The sequence below is a fragment of the Streptomyces sp. NPDC018947 genome (assembly GCF_044390505.1).
Taxonomy (GTDB): Bacteria; Actinomycetota; Actinomycetes; order Streptomycetales; family Streptomycetaceae; genus Streptomyces.
The window spans coordinates 105,751-127,964 of the sequence record NZ_JBIRZD010000018.1; the positions used below are offsets into that span (position 1 = coordinate 105,751).

Annotated in this window: 18 protein-coding genes and 1 other RNA gene; 2 read left to right on the forward strand and 17 right to left on the reverse strand. The window is 73.0% G+C overall.

All coding sequences use genetic code 11. The annotated features are described in order from the left end of the window. Positions 1 to 75 precede the first annotated feature (75 nt). The 8 genes from ACH499_RS29405 to ACH499_RS29440 all read right to left on the reverse strand — a co-directional run bounded on the left by ACH499_RS29405 (position 76) and on the right by ACH499_RS29440 (position 10,733). Positions 76 to 684, reverse strand: a complete 609-nt coding sequence (locus tag ACH499_RS29405; protein ID WP_356196112.1) for an ABATE domain-containing protein — start codon at positions 682 to 684, stop codon at positions 76 to 78. 125 nt (positions 685 to 809) lie between these two features. After that, a complete protein-coding gene (locus tag ACH499_RS29410; RefSeq protein WP_399019520.1) occupies positions 810 to 1,961 on the reverse strand; it encodes a uroporphyrinogen-III synthase in 1,152 nt (383 codons plus the stop codon). Between the two features lie 95 nt (positions 1,962 to 2,056). Beyond that, positions 2,057 to 3,427, reverse strand: coding sequence for a nitrate/nitrite transporter (locus ACH499_RS29415; protein WP_399019522.1), 1,371 nt, complete (start codon positions 3,425 to 3,427; stop codon positions 2,057 to 2,059). A gap of 130 nt (positions 3,428 to 3,557) precedes the next feature. After that, positions 3,558 to 4,403 (reverse strand): hypothetical protein, encoded by an 846-nt coding sequence (locus tag ACH499_RS29420; protein WP_399019524.1) that lies wholly within the window; start codon positions 4,401 to 4,403, stop codon positions 3,558 to 3,560. Between the two features lie 82 nt (positions 4,404 to 4,485). Then, entirely contained in the window at positions 4,486 to 5,715 is a 1,230-nt protein-coding gene (locus ACH499_RS29425; protein ID WP_399019526.1) for an acyltransferase, read from the reverse strand. Positions 5,716 to 5,807: 92 nt separating this feature from the next. Then, entirely contained in the window at positions 5,808 to 8,009 is a 2,202-nt protein-coding gene (locus ACH499_RS29430; protein ID WP_399019528.1) for a glycosyltransferase, read from the reverse strand. After that, the gene (locus tag ACH499_RS29435; RefSeq protein ID WP_399019530.1) at positions 8,009 to 9,562 is read right to left on the reverse strand and encodes a hypothetical protein; all 1,554 of its coding nucleotides are present in this window, start codon (positions 9,560 to 9,562) and stop codon (positions 8,009 to 8,011) included. The genes ACH499_RS29430 and ACH499_RS29435 overlap by 1 nt, the downstream gene beginning before the upstream one ends. 202 nt (positions 9,563 to 9,764) lie before the next feature. Continuing rightward, positions 9,765 to 10,733 (reverse strand): LysR family transcriptional regulator, encoded by a 969-nt coding sequence (locus tag ACH499_RS29440; RefSeq protein ID WP_399019532.1) that lies wholly within the window; start codon positions 10,731 to 10,733, stop codon positions 9,765 to 9,767. 83 nt (positions 10,734 to 10,816) lie between these two features. Between ACH499_RS29440 and ACH499_RS29445 the strand changes: the two genes are divergently transcribed. Then, positions 10,817 to 12,142, forward strand: coding sequence for an MFS transporter (locus ACH499_RS29445; RefSeq protein ID WP_399019534.1), 1,326 nt, complete (start codon positions 10,817 to 10,819; stop codon positions 12,140 to 12,142). A 48-nt stretch (positions 12,143 to 12,190) separates the two neighbouring features. On the opposite strand, the gene ssrA is transcribed toward ACH499_RS29445, so the two are convergent. From ssrA to ftsE, 5 genes are all read right to left on the reverse strand, one after another. Continuing rightward, positions 12,191 to 12,591: a transfer-messenger RNA gene (ssrA, locus tag ACH499_RS29450) on the reverse strand. 126 nt (positions 12,592 to 12,717) lie between these two features. After that, positions 12,718 to 13,197 (reverse strand): SsrA-binding protein SmpB, encoded by a 480-nt coding sequence (smpB, locus tag ACH499_RS29455; protein ID WP_356196099.1) that lies wholly within the window; start codon positions 13,195 to 13,197, stop codon positions 12,718 to 12,720. A gap of 78 nt (positions 13,198 to 13,275) precedes the next feature. Then, positions 13,276 to 14,448: a S41 family peptidase gene (locus ACH499_RS29460; RefSeq protein WP_399019536.1), complete on the reverse strand. Its 1,173-nt coding sequence runs from the start codon at positions 14,446 to 14,448 to the stop codon at positions 13,276 to 13,278. Between the two features lie 68 nt (positions 14,449 to 14,516). Continuing rightward, positions 14,517 to 15,434, reverse strand: coding sequence for a permease-like cell division protein FtsX (gene ftsX, locus ACH499_RS29465; protein WP_356196097.1), 918 nt, complete (start codon positions 15,432 to 15,434; stop codon positions 14,517 to 14,519). 46 nt (positions 15,435 to 15,480) lie between these two features. After that, a complete protein-coding gene (gene ftsE / locus ACH499_RS29470; RefSeq protein ID WP_225638029.1) occupies positions 15,481 to 16,170 on the reverse strand; it encodes a cell division ATP-binding protein FtsE in 690 nt (229 codons plus the stop codon). Between the two features lie 226 nt (positions 16,171 to 16,396). On the opposite strand from ftsE, the gene ACH499_RS29475 reads away from it, so the two are divergent. Further along, complete coding sequence (locus tag ACH499_RS29475) at positions 16,397 to 16,588, forward strand: hypothetical protein (RefSeq protein ID WP_356196095.1); 192 nt, start codon at positions 16,397 to 16,399, stop codon at positions 16,586 to 16,588. A gap of 82 nt (positions 16,589 to 16,670) precedes the next feature. Here ACH499_RS29475 and ACH499_RS29480 read toward each other — a convergent pair whose 3' ends face one another. The 4 genes from ACH499_RS29480 to ACH499_RS29495 form a co-directional block, all read right to left on the reverse strand. Then, a complete protein-coding gene (locus ACH499_RS29480; protein WP_399019539.1) occupies positions 16,671 to 17,447 on the reverse strand; it encodes a hypothetical protein in 777 nt (258 codons plus the stop codon). 311 nt (positions 17,448 to 17,758) lie between these two features. Further along, a complete protein-coding gene (prfB, locus tag ACH499_RS29485) occupies positions 17,759 to 18,865 on the reverse strand; it encodes a peptide chain release factor 2 (protein ID WP_356196093.1) in 1,107 nt (368 codons plus the stop codon). Positions 18,866 to 18,910: 45 nt separating this feature from the next. Next, entirely contained in the window at positions 18,911 to 20,155 is a 1,245-nt protein-coding gene (locus tag ACH499_RS29490) for a serine/threonine-protein kinase (RefSeq protein ID WP_356196092.1), read from the reverse strand. Between the two features lie 130 nt (positions 20,156 to 20,285). Then, complete coding sequence (locus ACH499_RS29495) at positions 20,286 to 21,977, reverse strand: serine/threonine-protein kinase (RefSeq protein WP_399019542.1); 1,692 nt, start codon at positions 21,975 to 21,977, stop codon at positions 20,286 to 20,288. Between the last annotated feature and the right edge of the window lie 237 nt (positions 21,978 to 22,214).

Below are 22,214 nucleotides of genomic sequence, written 5' to 3' on the forward strand. Positions count from 1 at the left end.
GGGGCGGGAGGCGGGTCCGGGCGGGAGGCGGGCGGGCGGTCGCGGGTGGCGCCGGGACAGCCGCCGGGGGCCTTCTCAGCGGGCGAGGGCCGCGCGGCGGCGGTGCCGGGCCACGCGTTCGCGGTTGCCGCAGATCTCGCTGGAGCACCAGCGCCTGCGGCGGCCCCGGGAGGTGTCGACGTACACGATGGGGCAGTTGTCGCCCTCGCACTGGCGCAGGCTCGCCCGGGCGACGGGGTCGGTGAGCAGGTCCACGGCGTCCCGGGCGAGCGCGCCGGTCAGCTCCGCGCACTCCGGCGGCGCCGTCAGCTCCCGTACCAGTGCACCGTCCTCCCCGCGCACGGCACGCGGGGCCGGGGGCGCGGCGCGGGCGAGGTCGTTGACGCGGGCGAGCGCGAGGTCGTACCGCCCGGTGCCGGGGGGCGGGCCGGTGGCGCGCAGGGCGCGGGCGCGCACCAGGCGGGCGGTCTGCCAGCGCAGTTCGCGGAAGGCGGCGAGCCACGAGGCGTCCGCGTGGGCCAGCGGGGTGCCCGGCGGGACGAGTCCGGAGCCGGAGATCCAGGCGCGCAGCGCGGCGACGGAGTCGAGCCGTTCGACGGGGTGGGTGGTGGCGAGGAGGTCCAGACAGGCCCGTCCGGTGTCGAACCGCAGTTCGTACGGGTCTGTCGCCGTACCCAGTGCCATGTTCCTGTCACCGCCTAGGAGTTGCCCGGGGAACGGGCCGAGGGGGGAAGAGAGCGGGTGGACAGCTCCCTCTACAGTGCCCGCCCTCCGCCGCGCCCGGAACCCCCCGTACCGCGAGGGCGGGGTCAGTCGTCCGCGTACTTGCCCTCGGTGGCCGGGTCCAGGGCCAGCCGGTAGCCGCGTTTCACCACCGTCTGGATCAGCTTCGGCGTACCGAGGGCCGTGCGCAGGCGGGCCATCGCGGTCTCCACGGCGTGCTCGTCGCGTCCGGCACCCGGCAGCGCCCGCAGCAGATCGGCGCGCGGCACGACCCGGCCGGGCCACCGGGACAGCGCCCGCAGCAGGGCCATACCGGCGGGCGGTACGGCTCTCGGCTCCCCGTCGACCAGCACCGCATGCCCCCGGATCTCCATCCGGTGCCCGGCGACCGGCAGCACCCGGGCCCGGGCCGGCAGTTCCCGGCACAGCAGTTGTACGAGGGGGCCGAGCCGGAAGCGTTCCGGCTGGACCGTGACGACGCCGTGCGCCTCCAGCGGCACCGCGGTGATCGGGCCGACGCACGCGGCCACGACGTCGTGGCCGAGGGCGGCGAGCAGCCCGGGCATGAGGCCGCGATCCTCGGCGCGGTTCAGCAGGGAGGCGGCTGCGGGCGCGCTGGTGAACGTCACGGCGTCCACACCGTGCGCGACGACGGCGTCCAGCAGCCGGTCGACGGGCCCCAGGTCCTTCGGGGGCAGCCACCGGTAGACGGGCACGCCCACGACCTCGGCGCCGGCCTCGCGCAGCGCCTCCACGAACCCCGGAAGCGGCTCGCCGTGGAGCTGTACGGCGATCCGGCGGCCGTCGACGCCCTCGGCGAGCAGCCGGTCCAGCACCTCGGCCATGGACTCGGACTCCGGCGACCACCGCTCCGTGAGCCCGGCCGCCCGGACGGCGCCCTTGACCTTGGGGCCGCGGGCGAGCAGTTCCACCGTGCGCAGGCGTTCCAGCAGGGCGTCGCCGAGGCCCCAGCCGTCGGCGGCCTCGACCCAGCCCCGGAAGCCGATCGCGGTGGTGGCCACCACCACGTCCGGTGCCCGGTCGATCAACCGCCGGGTCGCGGCCAGCAGTTCGCTGTCGTCGGCGAGGGGCACGATCCGCAGCGCCGGGGCGTGCAGCACGGCCGCGCCGCGCCGCCCGAGCAGCGCGCCCAGTTCGTCGGCCCGGCGCGCGGCGGTCACGCCGACGGTGAATCCGGCGAGGGGCCCGGGGTCCGGCTGCCGCTGTTCGTCGTCCATCGTTCTCGTCCCGGTCGTCGTCGTGCCTGTGCGGCGCCCGAGCCTGTCAACGGCACGTGTCGGGCTCGGTTCCGCCTCGTGTCACCAGTGTTACGTCACACCTCGGCGTAACCGGGCCGGGGCCCGTCCTCGGCGGCGGCCGGCCGCTCGCCGCCGCCCGCGGCCCGTGCGGCCGGCCCCCGCAGGTACACCGCCCAGGTGACGGCGAAGCACACGGCGTAGCAGGCGAGGAACGCGCAGAAGGCGCCGGTGCCGGAGCCGAAGGAGAGGAAGGACTGCCGGAAGGCGAGGTTGATGGCGACGCCGCCGAGCGCGCCCACGGCGCCGATCAGCCCCATGGAGGCACCGGACAGCCGCCGCCCGTACGCCACGGCCTGATCACCGGTCAGCCCCAGGGCGAGCGCCTTGTCCTGGAAGATGCCGGGGATCATCTTGAACGTCGACCCGTTGCCGAGCCCGCTGAGCGCGAACAGCACGACGAACGCGGCGACGAACAGCGCGAGCGTCCTCGTCGTGCCGGCCGCGACGAGGACGGCGGTGGCGGCGGCCATGGCGGCGAAGTTGACCAGCGTGATCCGCGCGCCGCCGTGGCGGTCGGCGAGCCTGCCGCCGAGCGGACGGACCAGGGAACCGAGCAGCGGGCCGACGAAGGTGAGGTACGCGGCCTGGAGCGGGGTGCGCCCGAACTGGGTCTGGAGCACCTGCCCGAAGGCGAAGCTGTAGCCGATGAACGAGCCGAACGTGCCGATGTAGAGCACCGACATGATCCAGGTGTGGGGGTCGCGGGCGGCCTCCTTGGCGGCGCCGGTGTCGTTCTTCACGGAGGCCAGGTTGTCCATGAAGCGGGCGGCGAGCACGGCGGCGACGAGGATCAGCGGGATGTAGACGCCGAGCAGCACCCTCGGCCCGCCGCCCGCCCCGATGACCGCGAGCGCGGCGAGCTGGATCACCGGTACGCCGATGTTCCCGCCCCCAGCGTTCAGGCCGAGCGCCCAGCCCTTGCGCCTCAGCGGGAAGAAGGCGTTGATGTTGGTCATGGAGGAGGCGAAGTTGCCACCGCCGATGCCCGCCAGCAACCCGACCAGGAGGAACGTCGAGAAGGACGTGCCCGGCTCCATGACCGCGAAGGCGGCGACGGCCGGCACGAGCAGCAGCCCGGCGGAGATCACCGTCCAGTTCCGCCCGCCGAACACCGCGACGGCGAAGGTGTAGGGCACGCGCACGACCGCCCCGACCAGCGTCACCACGGACGTCAGCAGGAACTTGTCGGCCGGCGTCAGCCCGTACTCGGGCCCCATGAAGAGCACCAGCACGGACCACAGCGTCCACACCGAGAACCCGATGTGCTCGCAGAGCACGGAGAAGAACAGGTTCCGCCGCGCGACCCGCTCCCCCGTCCGTTTCCAGAACCCCTCGTCCTCGGGGTCCCAGTACGCGATCCAACGCCCACCACGGGTCACTGCCATGACGCCTCCCACACTCCGCTGCCGGACGGCACCGACGCTAGGGAGGCCGCGTTTCACGCCGGTGGGGCTGCGGATGACCGGGAGGGAACGTCGCGCTCACCCCGCGGGACGGCGGGGTGAGAGGCCCGGGTCAGCCCTGCGGAGGCCGGGGCTGCCAGTGGGGGTTCTGCTGGGGGTAGGGCTGCTGGGGCGGGTACGGCTGCTGGGGGTGGCCGTGGGCGGGCCGGGGCGGGTGCGGGGCGTACGGGCCGGGGACGGACTGGGGCGGGGCGTACGGGCCCGGGGCGGGGTGGCCGTAGGCGGCGGGCGGCACCGGGGCGCCGGGTGCCGGGGCACCGTACGGGGACGCGGGGGCGCCGAAGGGGTTGCCGTGGCCGGGGAGCTGGGCCCCCGGGGGGAGGTGGCGGATCCGGCCCGTCTCGTCCGTCACCGGCTGGAAGCCCGCGGCCCGGAGCCGGGCGGCGAACCTCGCGTTGCGCTTGCGGGTGACGACGAGGCCGACGCCCAGCACCACCATGAGGAGCAGCCAGATGATCCCGGCCATGACGAAGTCCGAGGACCGCCCCCCGAGACGGAAACCGATGAACGCGCAGCCGATGGTGGCGCCGAGGGCGCCGTAGCCCATCCGCTTCTCGGCGCTCTTGCCGGTGAGGTCGAAGTTGATGCGGGCCTTGAGGAGTTCGACGGCGTCCGGCACGAGCGGGGGCAGCGAGACGCCGTCACCGGCGTTCGGGTACTGGGCCCAGTTCTGCGCCGCCCGTGCCCGCGCCTGCGGGTTCGGGTCGGGCACGATCAGCATCCTGAGGCTGCTGTTGTTCCCGCCGCCCTGGCGGACGTCCGCGTACTCGTACCCGAACTGCTGGGCGACGAAGGCCAGTCGGGCGAGCTTCTTCACGGACGCCATCGCGCTGGTGAGCTCGACCGGCTCCCCGCTCGACATCAGCCGCAGCATCTTCCGCGTCTGCCGCTTGCTCATCCCACCTGCTCCCCGGGGCCGGCTCGCGCCACCCTGTTCACGTCCGCAACCGGGGCAGTCTCGCACGCGTGCGCGACACCCGTCAGCCCCGCTGTCCGGCGCGGCTCCCGGGCTGCTTGCGCTCGGGCCTCTTCGAGCCGTCCGGCCAGAGCTGCGGCTTGCGCTTGGCCGCCACGTCCTCCATCCAGCCGAACCAGACGACACAGCTGCCGATGAGGACCCAGGCGAGGGCGAGCACCGGCCACGGACTTTCCAGCAGCCAGGGGACGTTCTCGTACAGCGTCTCGAAGCCCCACAGCCGGTCCCACAGCGTGGCGGCGACGAGGATGCAGATGTTGTGCCACAGGTAGATCGTCACCGCACGCGAGTTGAGCAGGGTGACCAGCCGGTCGAAGCGGCGCAGCGGGCGGGGCCACTCGGACCACGACGGGCTCACGTGCAGGAGCAGCAGCACGGTCGCGAAGGACCAGACGGCCTGGGCGAAGGGGATGGAGTCCAGGTCGTAGCCGGTCCTGAAGCCCTGCTCCACGGCGTACCAGAGGCCCAGCGCGGCGATCAGCGGGGCCACCGAGGGCACGACGTACCGCGGGAGCCGCTGGAGGACACCTTCCTGGTGGGCCATGCCCAGCACCCAGCAGGCGCCGAAGGTGCTGAAGTCCGTGAGCGCCGACGGGAAGCGCTCGCCGGGCAGGTCGAGGTAGCCGAACTCGAGGGCCGCAGAGAGCGCCAGCGGCGCCAGGATCGTCACCCACGGCAGGGCGCGCAGGGCACGCAGCAGGAACGGGGAGAGCAGGACGTACCAGAGGTAGGCGCGGATGTACCACAGCGGGCCGGCGAGGTCCGAGGCCCAGTTGTCGCCCAGGATGCCGTGGATGCCCGGCAGTCCCTCCGCGAACGGCGGGTCGCTCAGCGGCAGGACCCAGAAGGCGAGGTGGATCCACCACCACCCCGGGTGCCCGTCGTCGTTCGGCCCCCAGCCCTGGAGCAGCATCCCCGTCACGCCGACCACGCCCAGCAGCCACAGCGGCGGCAGCAGGCGCCTCATCCGGCTCCGTACGACCTGTACGGCGGGGCGCTTGAGGGAGCGGGCCATGAGGTTGCCCGCGAGGGCGAACATCACGCCCATGGACGGGAAGACCACCGGCAGCCAGGCCCAGCCCATCAGGTGGTAGAGGACCACCCGGAACAGGGCGACGGCCCGCAGCAGGTCGAAGTAGCGGTCGCGCACGGGGGCCCGCCGGGCCTGCTTCTGCTGGGGGAACACCGGTCGGTCGGACTCGGCGCCGACGGGCGGCAGCGGAGGGGCGGTCATGTGCGGGACTCTCTGGGTCGGTGCGGGCCCGGGGGCCGTGGGGGTGGCGGCCGGTCCGGGGAACGGCCGCGCCGGGTCGAAGGGCGGCGTGGTCATCCGACCGGCCTCCCGTTCACGGCGTGGGACCGCTGCGCGGGGATGCCCGGGTCTCCGGGCGGCGCGGACACCCCGCCCGTGCGCCGCAGCTTCTGCCAGCGCAGCCGGCCGCCGGTGAGCGCGGTGATCCAGGACTGGAGCAGGACCACGTACATGACCTGGCGGTAGACGATCTGCTGGAGCGGCAGGGAGATGAGCGGTGTCAGCCGCTCACGGTCGAGGACGAACGCGTAGGCCGCGCACACCGCCTGGATGGCGAGCACCCCCAGCCACGCCACGATCGTCTTCTCCGTCGGCCCGAACACGAGGCCGTACAGCAGGAAGACGTCGATCAGCGGGGCCAGGAGGGGGGCCAGGACCATGAACAGGGAGACGAACGGCAGGCCGACGCGGCCGAAGCGGCCCGAGGGGCCCTTCTCGATGACGGCGCGGCGGTGCTTCCAGATGGCCTGCATCGTGCCGTACGACCAGCGGTAGCGCTGGGACCACAGTTGCTGCACGGACTCGGGGGCCTCGGTCCAGGCGCGGGCGTTCTCGGCGTAGACGACGCGCCAGCCGGCGCGGTGCAGCGCCATGGTGACGTCCGTGTCCTCGGCGAGGGTGTCGTCGCTCATGCCGCCGAACGGCTCCAGCGCCGAGCGGCGGAACGCGCCGACGGCGCCCGGGATGGTCGGCATGCAGCCCAGGACGTCGTACATGCGGCGGTCCAGGTTGAAGCCCATCACGTACTCGATGTGCTGCCAGGCGCCGATGAGGCTGTCCTTGTTGCCGACCTTCGCGTTGCCCGCGACGGCACCGACCTTCGGGTCGCCGAAGGGCTGGACGAGCTCGCGGACGGTGGACGGCTCGAAGACGGTGTCGCCGTCCATCATGACGACGATGTCGTAACGGGCGTTCGCCAGACCCCGGTTGAGCGCGGCGGGCTTGCCCGCGTTGAGCTGGCGGATGACCCGCACGTTGGGCAGGCCCATGGCCTCCACGATGCGGGCCGTGCCGTCACTGGAGCCGTCGTCGATGACGACGACCTCGATCGGGTGGTCGCTGGCCATCAGCGAACGCACGGTGTTCTCGATGCACTTGGCCTCGTTGTACGCGGGGACCAGCACCGTCACCGGTTCGGTGACCGGCGGTCCCCAGCGGAAGTCCTTGCGCCGGACCCGGCGGGCGTGGGCGCCGGACAGCAGCAGCATCAGCGCGAAGCGGCCGATGACCAGGGTGCCGATGACCGCGAGGCCCACCACCAGGCCGTCGGTGAGCTTCTCCGAGGCCTGGACCAGGAACACCCACGCCTTGCCCTTCCACAGCTCGACGCCGGTCACCGGGCTCATGGCGCTCGGCGCGTTCAGGGCCTCGGTGAGGTTGTCGAACCGGTAGCCCTTGGCCTTCAGGTCGGGCAGGAACCTGTCCAGCGCCTGCACGGTCTGCCCGCGGTCGCCGCCGGAGTCGTGCATCAGGACGATGGCGCCCTTGCCGCCCTGCGGCGTGGCACGGCGGATGATCTCGTCGACTCCGGGCTTCTTCCAGTCCTCGCTGTCGGTGTTGTTGACGACGGTGATGTAGCCGCGGGCGCCCATGTACTGGGTGACCGGCCAGGACTTGTTGTCCATCGCGTCGGCGAAGGAGGAGTAGGGCGGCCGGAAGAGCGAGGTGCGGACACCGGCGGCGCCCGTGATCGCGAGCTGGTTCTGCGACAGCTCCCAGTCGATGCGCTTCTCGGACTGGTAGGAGAGGTCGGGGTGGTTGAAGGTGTGCAGGCCCACCTCGTGGCCCTCGTCGACCATGCGCTCGACGAGGTCGGGGTAGCGGGAGGCCATGGTGCCGGTGACGAAGAAGACCGCGTGGGCGTCGTGCTTCTTCAGCACGTCCAGCACCCTCGGCGTCCAGGTCGGGTCCGGGCCGTCGTCGAAGGTGAGGACGAGGCGGTGGTCGGGCACGCTCAGGCTGTCGGTCCGCCCGCCCCGGGTGTCGATGACCGGGCCGCCCTCCAGGATCTCCTTGGGGACCTGGTCGGTGGGGGCGGGCGGCTGGACGCGGTGGTCGGCGAGGATCTCGCTGTGCACGTATCCGCGCAGCATGAGCATCGCCACCAGGGCGACGAGGACGAGCAGCGGCAGCAGCAGGCGCAGGGGCACACGGGGGCGCCGGGCGCCGTCCCGTGCGCCGCGCGCGGCGCCGTGACGGCGGGTGCGGGAGGCCATCAGAGGGAGTACTCCGGGGACAGGTAAGGGTGCGTGGTGGTGGCGCCCGGTTCGTCGGCGCCGGCCGGCACGGGGGTGGAACCGGCGGACATCGGGGCCGGGGCACCGGCACCGTCGGGGGTGGTGCCGCCGCCCGGACCGGTGCCCGTGGGGGTGCCGCCGGCCGGCTGGGAGGGTCCGGCCGCGGGGTCGCCGCCCGTCGGGGTCGTGGGGGCCTTGGAGGCGGAGGGCGGCTGCTGGGAGGTCACGGTCGGGTCCGGGCCGGCGGCGCCGCCGGCCGGCTTCCGCGTCGTCGCGGACGGCCCGGGTCCGGCGCTGCCGCCCGGCTGTTCGGCGGTGGCGGAGGTGCCGGGCCCGCCGGCGCCGGCGCCGGGGGCCTGCGTCACGTCGGCACCGGCGGAGGGGTCGGTCCGCGGGGTGCCGCCGGAGGCGGAGGGATGCGGGGACTGCGGGATCAGCGGGGAGGGCTCGACCTGGCCGGCCGGCTGGCCCTGTTCCTGGTCCGGCACGGGTATCCAGGGGGCGTCGGAGTTGCCCGACAGGAGCGTGGAGACGATGACGACGGCGTAGACGGAGCAGGCCACGCCGAGGGCTATGCCTATGCGGCGGAAGCGGCGGCTGCGGCGGCCCGACTCGTCGACGAACACCGGTCCGTCGGAGACGTCGGCGGCGGCGTGCTTCCCGCCGCTCCCGCCGACCCGGCGGAGCACTCCGTCGCCGAGCTGGACGGCGTCGAGCTGGACGGTGACCTCGTGCGGGTCGTGGGTGTGGTCGACGCCGCCGGTGACGGGGGCGGGCGCGTCCGCGTCGAGCACGCCCGGCGTCTCGTGCCAGGGGTCGCGCGGGGCGGCGTTGCCGGGACCGGGCGTGGGGAAGGCGCGGGTCGGGGCCGCCGGCGGGAGGACGTCGGTGCGGTCGGTGCCGGGACCGGACGCGGGCGTGGGGAAGGCGCGGGTCGGGGCCGCCGACGGGAGGACGTCGGTGCGGTCGGTGCCGAGGCCGGACGCGTGTCCCGGACGCGGGCCGCCGGGCCGGGGACCGCCGGTCCGCGGGCCGTGGGGCTGGGGGCCGCCGGGCCGGGGGGCGTCGGGCTGGGGCCAGCCGCCGAGGGAGCCACCGGGCAGGGGGGCGTCGGGACGGTGGGCGTGGGGCTGGGGCCGGCCGCCGAGGGGAACGCCGGGCCGGGAGGCGTCGGGCCGGGGCGCCCGGCGCGGGTTCGTGCCGCCGGGAGCCGAAGGGGCACCGAAGACGTCACCGCGGCCCGGCCCGCCCAGGGACGGCAGGACCGCGGTCTCGGCGCCCGTGTCGGAGCGGGGGACATCGGAGCGGGGGACATCGGGGCGGGCGGCGTCGGGGCCGTAGGCGCCCGGGGCACCCGACGTCGCCGCAGCACCCGGAAACTCCCCGAACCAGTCGGGCCCCGCCGGCCCGCTCGGCCGTCCTGTCTCCGGCCCGGTCACCGGGGCGTCCCCGCCACTCGGGAAACCGGCGGTGGGCAGCACCTGGGTGGCGTCCTGCCGGGGCTGGGGCTGCGGCTCACGGGAACCGGACACGTCGGGCCACTCCGGTTGGGCGTCTTTTTGCCAATTATTCACGCGCGCGCACTTCCCCCCAGGGACAGTTCCGGGTGCGCGTACGACTCCGAGCACTCGTCGGCCGAACCCGCCCCCACCAGGTTCGAGCGCCCCCTGTACCACACCGTGCTCAGGCCAAGAATGTAGCGCACGCGGAGGATGCGTGGTTGCCGCGTGTCCGTCAATGGACGGACATCACAGCAACGTCACTGGCCGGAATCCATCCTCCGGCGGGGCGGTCGAGCCAGCCCCCTTCGGCCGCGACCTGGACAGCGGCCCGGCGCAGGGCGTCGAAAGCCGGATGCACCAGCCCCTTTCGCCAGACCAGGGAAACCGGCGAGAGCGGGACGGGATCGACGAGCGGACGCACCACGGTCGACCCCATGGCCGGAAAGCTCACCACCGCGAGGATCGGATTGCCGGTCTTGTCCATGATCCGTTGAAACTCCTCGTCCCCGACAGCCAGCGGAACGGGTGAAGCCACATGGATGCCGCGTCCCTCGAACAGGCGATGCGCGAGGTCGGTCCACTCCGGGGTCCGCGGGTTGCCGGCCCCGGCGTACACGGTCTCGCCGGCCAGGGCCGCGAGCGGCACCTCGGGCAGCAGGGCCAGCGGGTGGTCCTCGCGCAGCACCACCGCCATGGGCTCGTAACGGACGGGCTGGTGGCCGAGCCCGGCCCGTAGCGCCGGGGGCAGGCCCGCGAACCGGCCGAAGGAGGCGTCGAGCCGGCCCGCGAGCAGTTCGGCCGCGGCGCCGGTCAGCCCGCTCTCGTAGCGGGCCATGAGTTCCAGCTCGGGCGCGAGCAGGCGGGCCCGCTCCAGGACCAGGCGCCCGGTGATCAGTCCGGGTGAGTTCAGGTCCACCAGCAGCGGGCGGGCCTGCCCGGCGGCGGCGAGCAGCTCGTCCTGCGCCTGGAGCACGCGGCGGGCGTACGGCAGCAGCCGCTCGCCGTCGGCCGTCAGCGTCACCTGCCGGGTGGTGCGGACGAACAGCTCGGCGCCCAGCTCGCGTTCCAGGCGCCGCACGTCGCGGCTGAGTGCCTGCTGGGCGACGAACAGACGGGTCGCGGCGCGGGTGAAGTGCAGCTCCTCGGCGACGGTGACGAAGGCGCGCAGCAGCCGGGGATCGAGGTGGGCGGGGGCGGGCATCAGGCGAACTTACAACAGGAGTGCGTGAATTCGTACGGAGAAGGTGTTGGACCCCTTGATCGGCCGCGGGCGACGGTGGGTGCATGCCGCAACCGACCTTCGAGCGCCACGCGTTCCCCCTGCCCACCGTCACCGCCGACGCCCTGGTCGTCGCCGACTTCCGCCCCCGCACCCGCGGTCCGCGCACCCCGGGTCCACCACCCGCCCGGCGCCGCCCGCCCGGACCGTACCGGCGTCTGCTCTCCGTGCCCGGCGCCCGGGCGTTCACCCTCGGGAACCTCATCGCCCGGCTGCCTATGGGCATGTTCAGCGTCAGCGCGATCGTGATGATCGCCGGCACCCGCGGCTCGTACGCCCTCGCCGGCGCCGTCACCGCGACGGGGCTGGCGGCGACCGCGCTGGTCGCGCCGTGGACCGCGCGGCTGGTGGACCGGCACGGCCAGGCCCGGATCGCGGTTCCGGCGACGCTGTTCGCCGCGCTCGGCTCGCTCGCCCTGGTGCTGTCCGTGCGCACCGGCGCCCCGGACTGGACCCTGTTCGCCGCGTACGCCGCCACCGCCACGACACCGAACACCGGCGGCATGGCCCGGGCCCGCTGGGCGCATCTGCTGAAGGGTGACGCCGACGCGCTGCACACGGCGAACTCCTTCGAGCAGGCCACCGACGAGCTGTGCTTCATGCTCGGGCCGGTCCTCGCGGCGTTCCTGTGCACGGCGCTGTTCCCGGAGGCGGGCACGCTGGTCGGCGTGGTGCTGCTGGTGACCGGGATGCTGCTGTTCGCCGCCCAGCGCGCGACGGAGCCGCCGGCCCGGCCGCGCCCCGCCGCCAAGGCGCCGCTGCGCGCGCCCGGCATCCCCGCGCTGCTGGCGGTGTGCCTCGCGACGGGCGCGGTGTTCGGCGCGATGGAGGTCGTCACGATCGCGTTCGCGGACGCGCGTGGGCACGGTTCGGCGGCCGGTGTGGTGCTGGCCCTCCAGGCGGCCGGTTCCTGCGCGGCGGGCCTGCTGTACGGGGCGCTGAAGCCGGCCGGGCCGGCCGGGCACCGGCTGCCGTGGTGCGTGGCCGCGATGACGGCGCTGCTGACGCTGCCGCTGCTCGCCGCGTCCCTCACCGGCTCGCTGCCGCTGCTGGCGCTCACCCTGCTGGCCGCCGGGATGGCCACGGCCCCGACCATGGTCACGACGATGACGCTGGTCCAGCACCGCACCCCGGAGGGCCGCCTGAACGAGGGCATGACCCTCGCGGTGACCGGCCTGCTCGGCGGTATCGCGGGCGGCAGCGCGGCCGGCGGCTGGACGGTGGAGCACGTGTCGCCCACGGCGGGCTACGGCGTACCGGTCACCGCCGCCGCGGTGGCCCTGCTCCTGGCCCTGCTGCCGCCGCCCCGCACGGCGGGCGTACGGGCATGACGAAGGCCCCGCCGCGCTGGAGCGGCGGGGCCTTCGCCCACATGGGAATTGTGGAGATGGCGGGAATCGAACCCGCGTCCAACGGTGCGGAACCAGGGCTTCTCCGTGTGCAGTCCGCTGCGATTTTCTCGGCCCCGGAGATCACGCGGACAAGTCTCCGACGGGCTCAGTCACTGTGTGGTTTCCCTCTTCACCCCGTGACCGGGATCGAGGTTTAGTCCCCTAGCTGATGCCAGGATCCGGGTCGGGAACATCCCCGGGCTGACACTCCCTTTAGTAGGAGGCTCGCTTCGCTACCTGAGATCAGGCAGCGAGGGCGAAGGCCTGCTGGGAGGAATCGCGCTTGGAGTTGGCGATTATTTTTTTCGGCCTGTGGTTTACGAGATCATGGCCGCTTCCTCGACACGCTTCCCCTGCTTCGACAGCCGCTGTCGAAACCGATCATCCCCATGTTGATTTTTCAAACCCTCCGAAGAGGTCCCTCCGAGGAGGCCGCACCCGCTGTGAGGTGCGGATGCCATCGTACGTGACCAACGCGTACCGGTGCCAGCGTATTCCCGGCACGCCGTGCGGCCTCAGGCCCGCTGCTTGCGGCGGATCGCCGACATGGTCCGCTCCGCCTCGCGCCGGTCCTGCTTCTCGCGCAGGGTCTGGCGCTTGTCGTACTCCTTCTTGCCGCGAGCGAGGGCGATCTCGACCTTGGCGCGGCCGTCCTTGAAGTACAGCGCGAGGGGCACGATGGTGTGCCCGGTCTCCTGGGACTTCGACTCCAGCTTGTCGATCTCCACGCGGTGCAGCAGCAGCTTCCGCTTGCGGCGGGCGCTGTGGTTGGTCCAGGTGCCCTGGCTGTACTCCGGCACGTGCACGTTGTGCAGCCACGCCTCGTGCCCGTCGAGCTGCACGAAGCCGTCGACCAGCGACGCCCGGCCCTGGCGCAGCGACTTCACCTCGGTCCCGGTGAGGACCAGACCGGCCTCGTAGGTGTCGAGGATCTGGTAGTCGTGCCGCGCCTTCTTGTTCTGCGCGATCAGCTTGCGCCCTTTTTCCTTAGCCATAGTGCAGCCCATTTTGGCACTACGCGGGGGGTTCGGGGACAGCCGTTTTCCGCGGGGCGGCGAGGCGGGGGCGGCCGGCTACCGTCCCAGTCCGCGCAGGACCGTCCGTGCCCGTTCCAGGGCGGCCGGGCCCACCGGGTCGACCTCCAGGTCCGGGGTGATGCCGGTGCCGTCGACGCCGCGGCCGGAGGGGGTGCGGTAGTGGCCGACGGTCAGCTCGGCGACCGAGCCGCCGGGGAGCCGGCTCGGCATCTGCACCGAGCCCTTGCCGAAGGTGCGGGAGCCCAGGACGACCGCCCGTCCCCGGTCCTGGAGGGCCCCGGTGAGCAGTTCGGCCGCGCTCATGGTGCCGCCGTCGACGAGCGCGACCAGGGGCCTGGCGGTGTCCCCGCCGCGCTCGGCGTGCAGCGCGCGCTGATCGCCGTCGACGTCGTACGTGGCGACCAGGCCGCCGTCGAGGAAGGCGGAGGCGGCGGTGACGGCCTCGGCGACCAGACCTCCGGAGTTGCCGCGCAGGTCCAGGACGACCCCGGCGCCGTCCGGCAGGCCGTCCACGGCGGTGCGCACCCGCTCGCCGGCGCCCTTGGTGAAGGAGGTGACCGCGATGACGGTGACGCCGTCGGTGAGCGTGCGGACGGTCACGGGTTCCGTGGTCAGCGTGGCCCGGCGGACGGTCTCGGTCCACACACGCGTGCCGCGCTCCAGGCCGAGGCGTACGGAGCGGCCGGCGGGGTCCTCCTCGGTGTCGCCGCGCAGCTTGGCGACGACCTCGGTGACCGGGCGCCCGTCGACCTCCTCGCCGTCGACGCTGCGCAGCCGGTCGCCCTCGCGGATCCCGGCGTCGGCGGCGGGAGACCCCGAGCGCACCCGGGTCACCTCGATCCGGCCGTCGCGTCCGCGGCGCGCGGAGAGACCGACGCCGGTGTAGCGGCCGTCGAGCGCCTCCTCCAACTCCTCGTACTCGCCGCGGGAGTAGACGGCGCCCCAGCGGTCCCCGCTGCGGCTGACGGCGCGTTCGGCGGCCTCCACCGGGGACTTGCCGTCGGCCAGCGCCTCGGCCGCCGCGCGGGCCACGTCCTCCTGGTGCGCGGCGGGGGCGGCCGAACGGGCCGTGTCGGGCGGGGTCTTGGGGGCGGTGCCGGGGAGCGAGCCGGTGGCCGCCCCGGCGACGAGCACCCCCGTGAACACCAAGGTCAGGGCCGCCCCGTGGCGTGCGCGGCGGGGCTGACAGAACAGGTCACGACCTGACATGCCGGTGAGTCTAGGACAACGCGAGAGGGCCGAACGGTCGCTCGACCGTTCGGCCCTCTTGGCATGTGTCACACCTTCAGGTACTTGCGCAGCGCGAAGAACGCGGCCAGCGCGGGCATCAGCAGACTGGTGGCGAGGATGAGCGGCAGCTTCGTCAGCAGCGCGTCCCAGCCGATGAAGTCGATGAGTGCCAGTTTCTCGGACAGGGCCAGTCCGTGGTCGATGATGAAGTACCGCGCGGTGATCAGGAAGCCGCAGGCGACCGCACCGCCGATGAGACCGGCGACCGCCGCCTCCATGATGAACGGCGCCTGGATGTAGAAGCCCGATGCGCCGACCAGTCGCATGATGCCGGTCTCACGCCGACGACTGAACGCCGAGACGCGCACCGTGTTGACGATCAGCATCAGCGCCACCAGCAGCATCAGCGCCATCACCGCGCGCGCGGCCCAGTTCATGCCGTTGAGCAGCTCGAAGAGGTTGTCCAGGGTGCCGCGCTGGTCCGCCACGTCCTGCACGCCGTCCCGGCCCTTGAAGGCGGTCGCGATGACCTGGTACTTCTCCGGGTCCTTCAGCTTGACGCGGTACGACTCCTGCATCTGGTCCGGCGTGAGCGAGCCGGCCAGCGGCGAGTCGCCGAACTGCTCCTTGTAGTGCTTGTACGCCTCGTCCTGCGACTCGTACGTCACCTTCTCGACGACGTTCATCTCGTCCAGGTCGGCCAGGATCTGCTTCTTCTGGTCCTCGGTCACCGCGCCCTTGGCGCAGGCGGGGTCGGACTTGGCGTCGCTCTTGTTGCAGAGGTAGACCGTGACGTTGACCTTGTCGTACCAGTAGCCCTTCATGGTGGTGACCTGGTCGCTCATCAGGAGCGAGCCGCCGAACAGGGCCAGGGACAGGGCGACGGAGACGATGACCGCGAAGGTCATGGTCAGGTTGCGGCGGAGACCGACGCCGATCTCCGAGAGCACGAACTGGGCGCGCATGGCGTGTGGTTGGGCCTTTCCGTGGAAGCCGGTGCGGTCTGCGGTCTCAGTGCTGGTAGCCGTAGACGCCGCGCGCCTGGTCGCGGACGAGGCGGCCCTTCTCCAGCTCGATGACGCGCTTGCGCATCTGGTCCACGATGTTCTGGTCGTGCGTGGCCATGATCACGGTGGTGCCCGTCCGGTTGATGCGGTCGAGCAGCTTCATGATGCCGACGGAGGTCTGCGGGTCGAGGTTGCCGGTGGGCTCGTCGGCGATCAGCAGCTTGGGCCGGTTGACGAAGGCGCGCGCGATGGCGACGCGCTGCTGCTCACCGCCGGACAGCTCGCCGGGCCTGCGGTCCTCCTTGCCGCCGAGCCCGACGAGGTCGAGCACCTGCGGCACGGACTTGCGGATCTCGCCGCGGGACTTGCCGATCACCTCCTGGGCGAAGGCGACGTTCTCGCCGACCGTCTTGTTCGGCAGCAGGCGGAAGTCCTGGAAGACCGTCCCGAGCTGGCGCCGCATCTGCGGCACCTTCCAGTTGGACAGGCGCGCGAGGTCCTTGCCCAGAACGTGCACCTGTCCGTGGCTGCACCGCTCCTCGCGGAGGATCAGCCGCAGGAAGGTGGACTTTCCGGAGCCGGAGGACCCCACGAGGAAGACGAACTCACCCTTCTCGACCTCCAGGGAGACATCCCTGAGGGCTGGGTGGTTCTGCTTGGGGTAGACCTTGGAGACGTTGTCGAATCGGATCACGGATGCACCACGGGTCGCCGGGGGTAGATGAGCGTGACCATACGCGAAGCGGGGAGCGCACCGCAGTCACCGGTCGGGGTTGCGCGGTAGTTGCGCGTTTTGTCCCGCGCGGGGCCCGTCGGTGACCGCGCGCGGGGCCTCCCGGAACCTGGCACAGTGGAAGGGGAACGTTCACGGCTCCGTGGGCGTTGTGCTGGTGGAACCGGTTGCAAGGAGGGCGAGGCGCATGACGTACGACCGGTTGGTGTGCGCGAACTGCGCGGCGCCCGTGAGCGAGGGCCGGTGCCCGGTGTGCCGTGCGAACCGCGAGCGACTGCAGCAGGAGAGCTTCTTCGCGGGTCTGAACCCGATGACGCTGATCGCCCTGCTGGCGGTCCTGGTGGCGGCGGTGGCCCTGCTGGCCCACCAGACGGTGTAGAGCCCGCACAGACACGACAGGGGCCCGGAGCGGGATGCGCTCCGGGCCTCTGTGCGTGCGGTGCGTGGGTGTACGCCTACCGTCAGGCGACGGCGCCGCCGCGGCCGGCCATGACGCGCGGCAGGACGCGGAAGCCGACGCCACCGGCGATCATGGTGGCGGCACCGATGACCAGGAAGGTCATCTCCGCGGCACCGGTCTCGGCGAGCTCCTCACCACTGCCCTGGGCGGTGGTGTCGGAAGCCGGGACCTGCTCGCCGGTGTCGGTCAGGGCCGAGGAGCCCTGGTCCTGGGCGGAGGGGCCGGAGCCGCCACCGTTCACGTCAGTACCGCCGTCGGAGCCGCCCCCGGCCGGGCCTTCACCGCCGGGGTTGCCACCACCGGGGGTCTCACCGCCGGGGTTGCCACCGCCAGGGTTCTCCCCACCGGGGTTCTCGCCGCCAGGGTTCTCCCCACCGGGGTTCTCCCCACCGGGGTTCTCGCCGCCGGGGTTTTCACCGCCGGGGTTCTCGCCGCCAGGGTTCTCCCCACCGGGGTTCTCCCCACCGGGGTTCTCGCCGCCGGGGTTTTCACCGCCGGGGTTCTCGCCGCCCGGGTTCTCGCCACCGGGGTTTTCACCGCCGGGGTTCTCGCCGCCAGGGTTCTCCCCACCGGGGTTCTCCCCACCGGGGTTCTCCGGCTCCTCGGTGCTGCACTCAGGACCGGTGCCGACCTCGCAACCCGGGTCGTCGCCCTCGGCGGTGATGCCGATGTTGATCTCGAACGCCGAGGCCGCACCCGCGGCGGTCAGCGAGGCGCCGGCCGCGATCACGGCGCCGGCCGCGATGCGTGCGACACGGATGCGCGTCTTCTTCGTCATGTACTTGCTACCCCCAGTAGCCGATAGTCAGTGAGGGCCGCGCGTGGGGCCGTGATCGACGGAGGCAGCAAGCCGTGCTGAGACCCCCCGGTTCACATGCGCCCCAGAAATACGCATGCCGAGCCTCACCATTCCCAATGTTCAAAGCAACGTCAAGGTCATTGCGTACGCGATGTCCTGGTACGGGACGTATGCCGGACACAATGGGTGTGAGTGTGATGCGGAACCCGGACATCGCCGACGAAGAAAAGGCAACTGCCGCCCGTGAGGCGGCAGTTGCCTTGTCGACAAAGCGGTGCGAACGCTTCGCGCTACTTCTCCCGCTGCTTGCGCCAGCGAATTCCGGCCTCGAGGAAGCCGTCGATCTCGCCGTTGAACACCGACTCGGGGTTGCCCACTTCGTGCTCGGTGCGCAGGTCCTTGACCATCTGGTACGGGTGCAGCACGTAGGAACGCATCTGGTTGCCCCACGAGTTGCCGCCGTCGCCCTTGAGGGCGTCCATCTTGGCCTGCTCCTCCTGGCGGCGCCGCTCCAGCAGCTTGGCCTGGAGGACGTTCATCGCCGTGGCCTTGTTCTGGATCTGGGAGCGCTCGTTCTGGCAGGAGACGACGATGCCGGTGGGGATGTGGGTCAGGCGCACCGCCGAGTCGGTGGTGTTGACGCCCTGGCCGCCGGGGCCGGAGGACCGGTACACGTCCACCCGCAGCTCGGACTCGTCGATGTCGATGTGGTCGGTCTGCTCGACCACGGGCAGCACCTCGACGCCCGCGAAGGACGTCTGGCGGCGGCCCTGGTTGTCGAAGGGCGAGATGCGCACCAGGCGGTGCGTGCCCTGCTCGACGGAGAGGGTGCCGTAGGCGTACGGCACCTGCACGGCGAAGGTCGTCGACTTGATGCCGGCCTCCTCCGCGTACGACGTCTCGTAGATCTCGGTCTTGTAGCCGTGCTGCTCGGCCCACCGCAGGTACATGCGCTGGAGCTTCTCGGCAAAGTCGGCGGCGTCCACACCGCCGGCCTCGGCGCGGATGTTGACGAGCGCCTCACGCGCGTCGTACTCGCCCGAGAGCAGCGTGCGGACCTCCATCTCGTCCAGCGCCTTCTTCACGGCCGCGAGCTCGGACTCGGCCTCGGCACGGGTGTCCGGGTCGTCCTCCTCCTCGGCCATCTCGAAGAGCACGCCGAGATCGTCGATCCGGCCGCGCAGGGCCTCGGCCTTCCTGACCTCGGCCTGGAGGTGCGAGAGCTTGCTGGTGATCTTCTGCGCCGCCTCCGGGTCGTCCCACAGGGAGGGCGCGGCCGCCTGCTCCTCGAGCACGGCGATGTCTGCCCTCAGCCTGTCGAGGTCCAGGACGGCCTCGATCGACTCCATGGTCGAGGAGAGGGACTTCAGCTCTTCGGATACATCGACGACTGCCACGCATCCAGCGTAACGGCTCCGCCGGGCGGTCCACGCCGGGTGGCCTCACGGGGAGGCCGGGGCCGAGTTCCGGGTGTCCTGCGGGGCCGGGTCGCCCTCGTCACCGCCCATGGCCAGCCAGGTACCGGCGCCGACCGCCGCGACCAGGACCAGGGTGCCCGCGCCCAGTGCGAGCCGGCGGCGACGTGCCGTGGCGCGGTTGCGGGCCGAACCGGGCCGGGGGGCACCGGCGGCGCGCGGGGCGCGGGCGGTGCCGCGGGCCCCGCCGGCCAGCTCGTCGGGGGCCGGTACGCGCATCGAGGTGTGCGTGTCCCGGTTGGAGTCGGCCGGCTTCGCGCCCGGCACCAGGGGCACCGCTCCCCGGCGCCGGACCGGCTCCCCGGCGGGCGCGGGCGACGCGGCGGCCTCCTCGGGCGCGTCCTCCTCCTGGTCCGCGTCGGGCTCGTCCACGTCGAGCGGGCCCATCCCGGCCAGCATCGGCAGCAGCTCGCGCAGCCGGGCACCCAGCTCGGAGGCGCGCAGCCGCGAGGCCGGCGCCTTGGCCAGGCACTGCACGAGGAGCTGCCACAGCTCGTCGGGGATGCCGGGGAGCGGGACGACGGTCTCGGTGACGTGCCGGCGCAGGACGGCACCGGGGTGACCGCCGCCGAACGGGGTGAAGCCGGCGAGCAGCTCGTACAGGACCGTGGCCAGGGCGTAGATGTCGACCGAGGCGCGCGGCGGCAGTCCCTCGACGATCTCCGGGGCCAGGTAGTCGGGCGTGCCGATGATCTTCGTGGCGCGGGTGCGCCGGGGGGTGTCGATGAGTTTGGCCACACCGAAGTCCGTCAGCAGCGCCGGGTGCGAGCCGCCGGGGCCGAGCGGGCCCTGCATGTCCAGCAGCACGTTCTCGGGCTTGACGTCGCGGTGCACGACCCCGGCGGCGTGCGCGGCGGCCAGGCCGTCGGCGACGTCGGCGGCGATGGCCACCGCGGCCTCGGGCGCGAGGCGCCGCTCCCGGTCCAGGCGGGTGCGCAGGTCGGTGCCGCGGACCAGGTCCATCACCAGGGCGAGGTCGTTGCCGTCGACGACGAGGTCGCGCACGGAGACGACGTGCGGGTGCTCCAGGCCGAGCAGGGCGGTGCGCTCCTGCACGAAGCGTGAGACGAGTTCCTGGTCGGACGCCAGGTCCTCGCGCAGCAGCTTGATCGCGACGGGGCCCTCGGGCCCCTCGCCCAGCCACACCGTGCCGGCGCTGCCCCGCCCGAGGATCTGGTGGGCGGTGTACCGGCTGCCGATCTTCCGTGCCAAGACTGCTCCTACCGACGCGTGTTGCGCTAAAACTACGCGTCCGCGGAGCCGACCTTCACGGCGGAGGCGCAAATCACCCGTCGGTTGTCGACAAATCCCCAGAGTCGGGGCAGCGCGGCGCGCCGGCGGCTCAGGTGCCGCCCGAGCTCCCGCCCAGATCCCCGATCCATCCGGTCACGGTGCCGAACCAGTCGGTGAGCTGGTCCCAGTAGCCCTTGCCGGTGCCGATCCAGTCCTGGAGCGGGCTCAGCTCCCAGATCAGCCAGCCGGCCACGAAGAACACGACCAGGGTGACCAGGCACCCCTTGAGGCAGCCGAGGCCGGGAATGCGCATGGGATTGGCACTGCGCGGGCGCGGCGGCCGGGGCTCGCGGCGGGGCCGCTGCGGCTCCGGCGGGGGCGGCGGGGCGTACCGCTGTGGCTGCGGCTGCTGGGGCTGCTGCGGCTGCGGGGTGGCGTAGCGCTGCGGCTGGGGCTGCTGCGGGTAGCCGTAGCCCTGCGGCGGCTGCTGGGGCTGCCGGTGCTGCGGCGGCTGCTGCGGGCGGGCGACCTGACGCTGGGGGCGGCGGCGCAGCGGGTCCTCGTTCGGGTCGAGGTACTGGACCTGCGTCTGCTCGTTGCGGTCGCGGGCGGCGCGGAGCTGGTTCTGCCAGGGGTGCGGGTCGTCGGGTCCGCCGGGCTGCCCGCCCTGTCCCTGTCCGGGCTGCCCCGGGGGCACCGGCGGCATGACGGCGGTCGGGTCGGCGGCGCCGCGGCTCGGGAGCACGGCGGTGGGGTCGGCGGCGCCCGGGGCGTTGCCGGTCTGCGGCAGGACGCTGGTCGCTGCGCTCGGGTCGTAGGCGCCGTTCGGGTTCTGCGGCAGGACCTGGGTCGGGTCGGCCGCGCCCGGTTCGCCGGGCACCCGGGCGGGGGCGGGGTCGGGGACGAGGAGCGCGCCGACGTTCTCGGCGGCGCCGATCTGCGCGCTGCTCGCGTGCACGCCGATGCCCTCGGCGACGACGCGCAGGCCGCGCGCGAGGTTCTCGGCGCCGGGGCGCTCGTCGGGGTTCTTGCGCAGGCAGCGCTCGATGACCGTCCACAGCGGGTCGGGGACGGTGGAGGGGCGGCGCGGCTCGGCGCTCAGGTGCTGGTGCAGGACCTCGAGGGCGGAGCCGCCGGCGAACGGCGGACGCCCGGTGACCAGCTCGTACAGCAGGATGCCGGCGCCGTAGACGTCGACGGCGGAGGTCTGCGGGCGGCCCTCGGCGGACTCCGGCGCGACGTACGCGGGCGTGCCGACGAACTCGTGGGTGCGGGTGAGACCGGGCGAGTCGGCCAGCCGGGCGATGCCGAAGTCGGTGAGCATCGGGTGCATCCGGTCGCCGTCCTGCTTCAGCAGCACGTTGGCCGGCTTCAGGTCGCGGTGGACGACGCCGTCGGCGTGGCTGGCGGCGAGCGCGTCGGCGATCTGGGCCGTGAGCAGCGCCGCGGCGACGGGGGTGAAGGGGCCGTTCTCCCGCAGGTGGCGGTGGAGGTCGGGGCCGTCGACGAGGTCCATGACCAGCGCCAGCAGATCGCCCTCGACGACCAGGTCGCGGACCCGGACGATGTTGGGGTGGGTCAGCCGGAGCAGGACGGAGCGCTCCCGCAGGAAGCGCATCACGACGTCGGCGTCGTTCGCGAGCTCCTCCTTGAGGACCTTGATCGCGACGGTCTCGCCGGGCTGCCCGGCCACGGCCGCCTCGGCACCCGCGGTCTCGCGCTGGCGGGCACGCCAGACGGTGCCCGTGGCGCCGCGGCCGAGGGGTTCCTCGAGGAGGTACTTGCTGCCTACCGGCCGCACGTCATGCGCTCCCTGTTGCTTGCCGACTGTTCCGACCCACTGTAGTGCCGCGCCCTACGGCCCGGGCTGTCCTCGCCCTGTGGTTCCCATTGGTCCGCCGGTGCGTCTTACGTTCCGCTTCCGGCTCATGTTCGAAGGAAAGACGCTCGACCCGGTCCCTTGGTTGCCGGACCCGGACGTGACCGATCTCAACCGGTCACTCTTGGATCATCGGCAGGCCATCCGTCAGGCACTTTT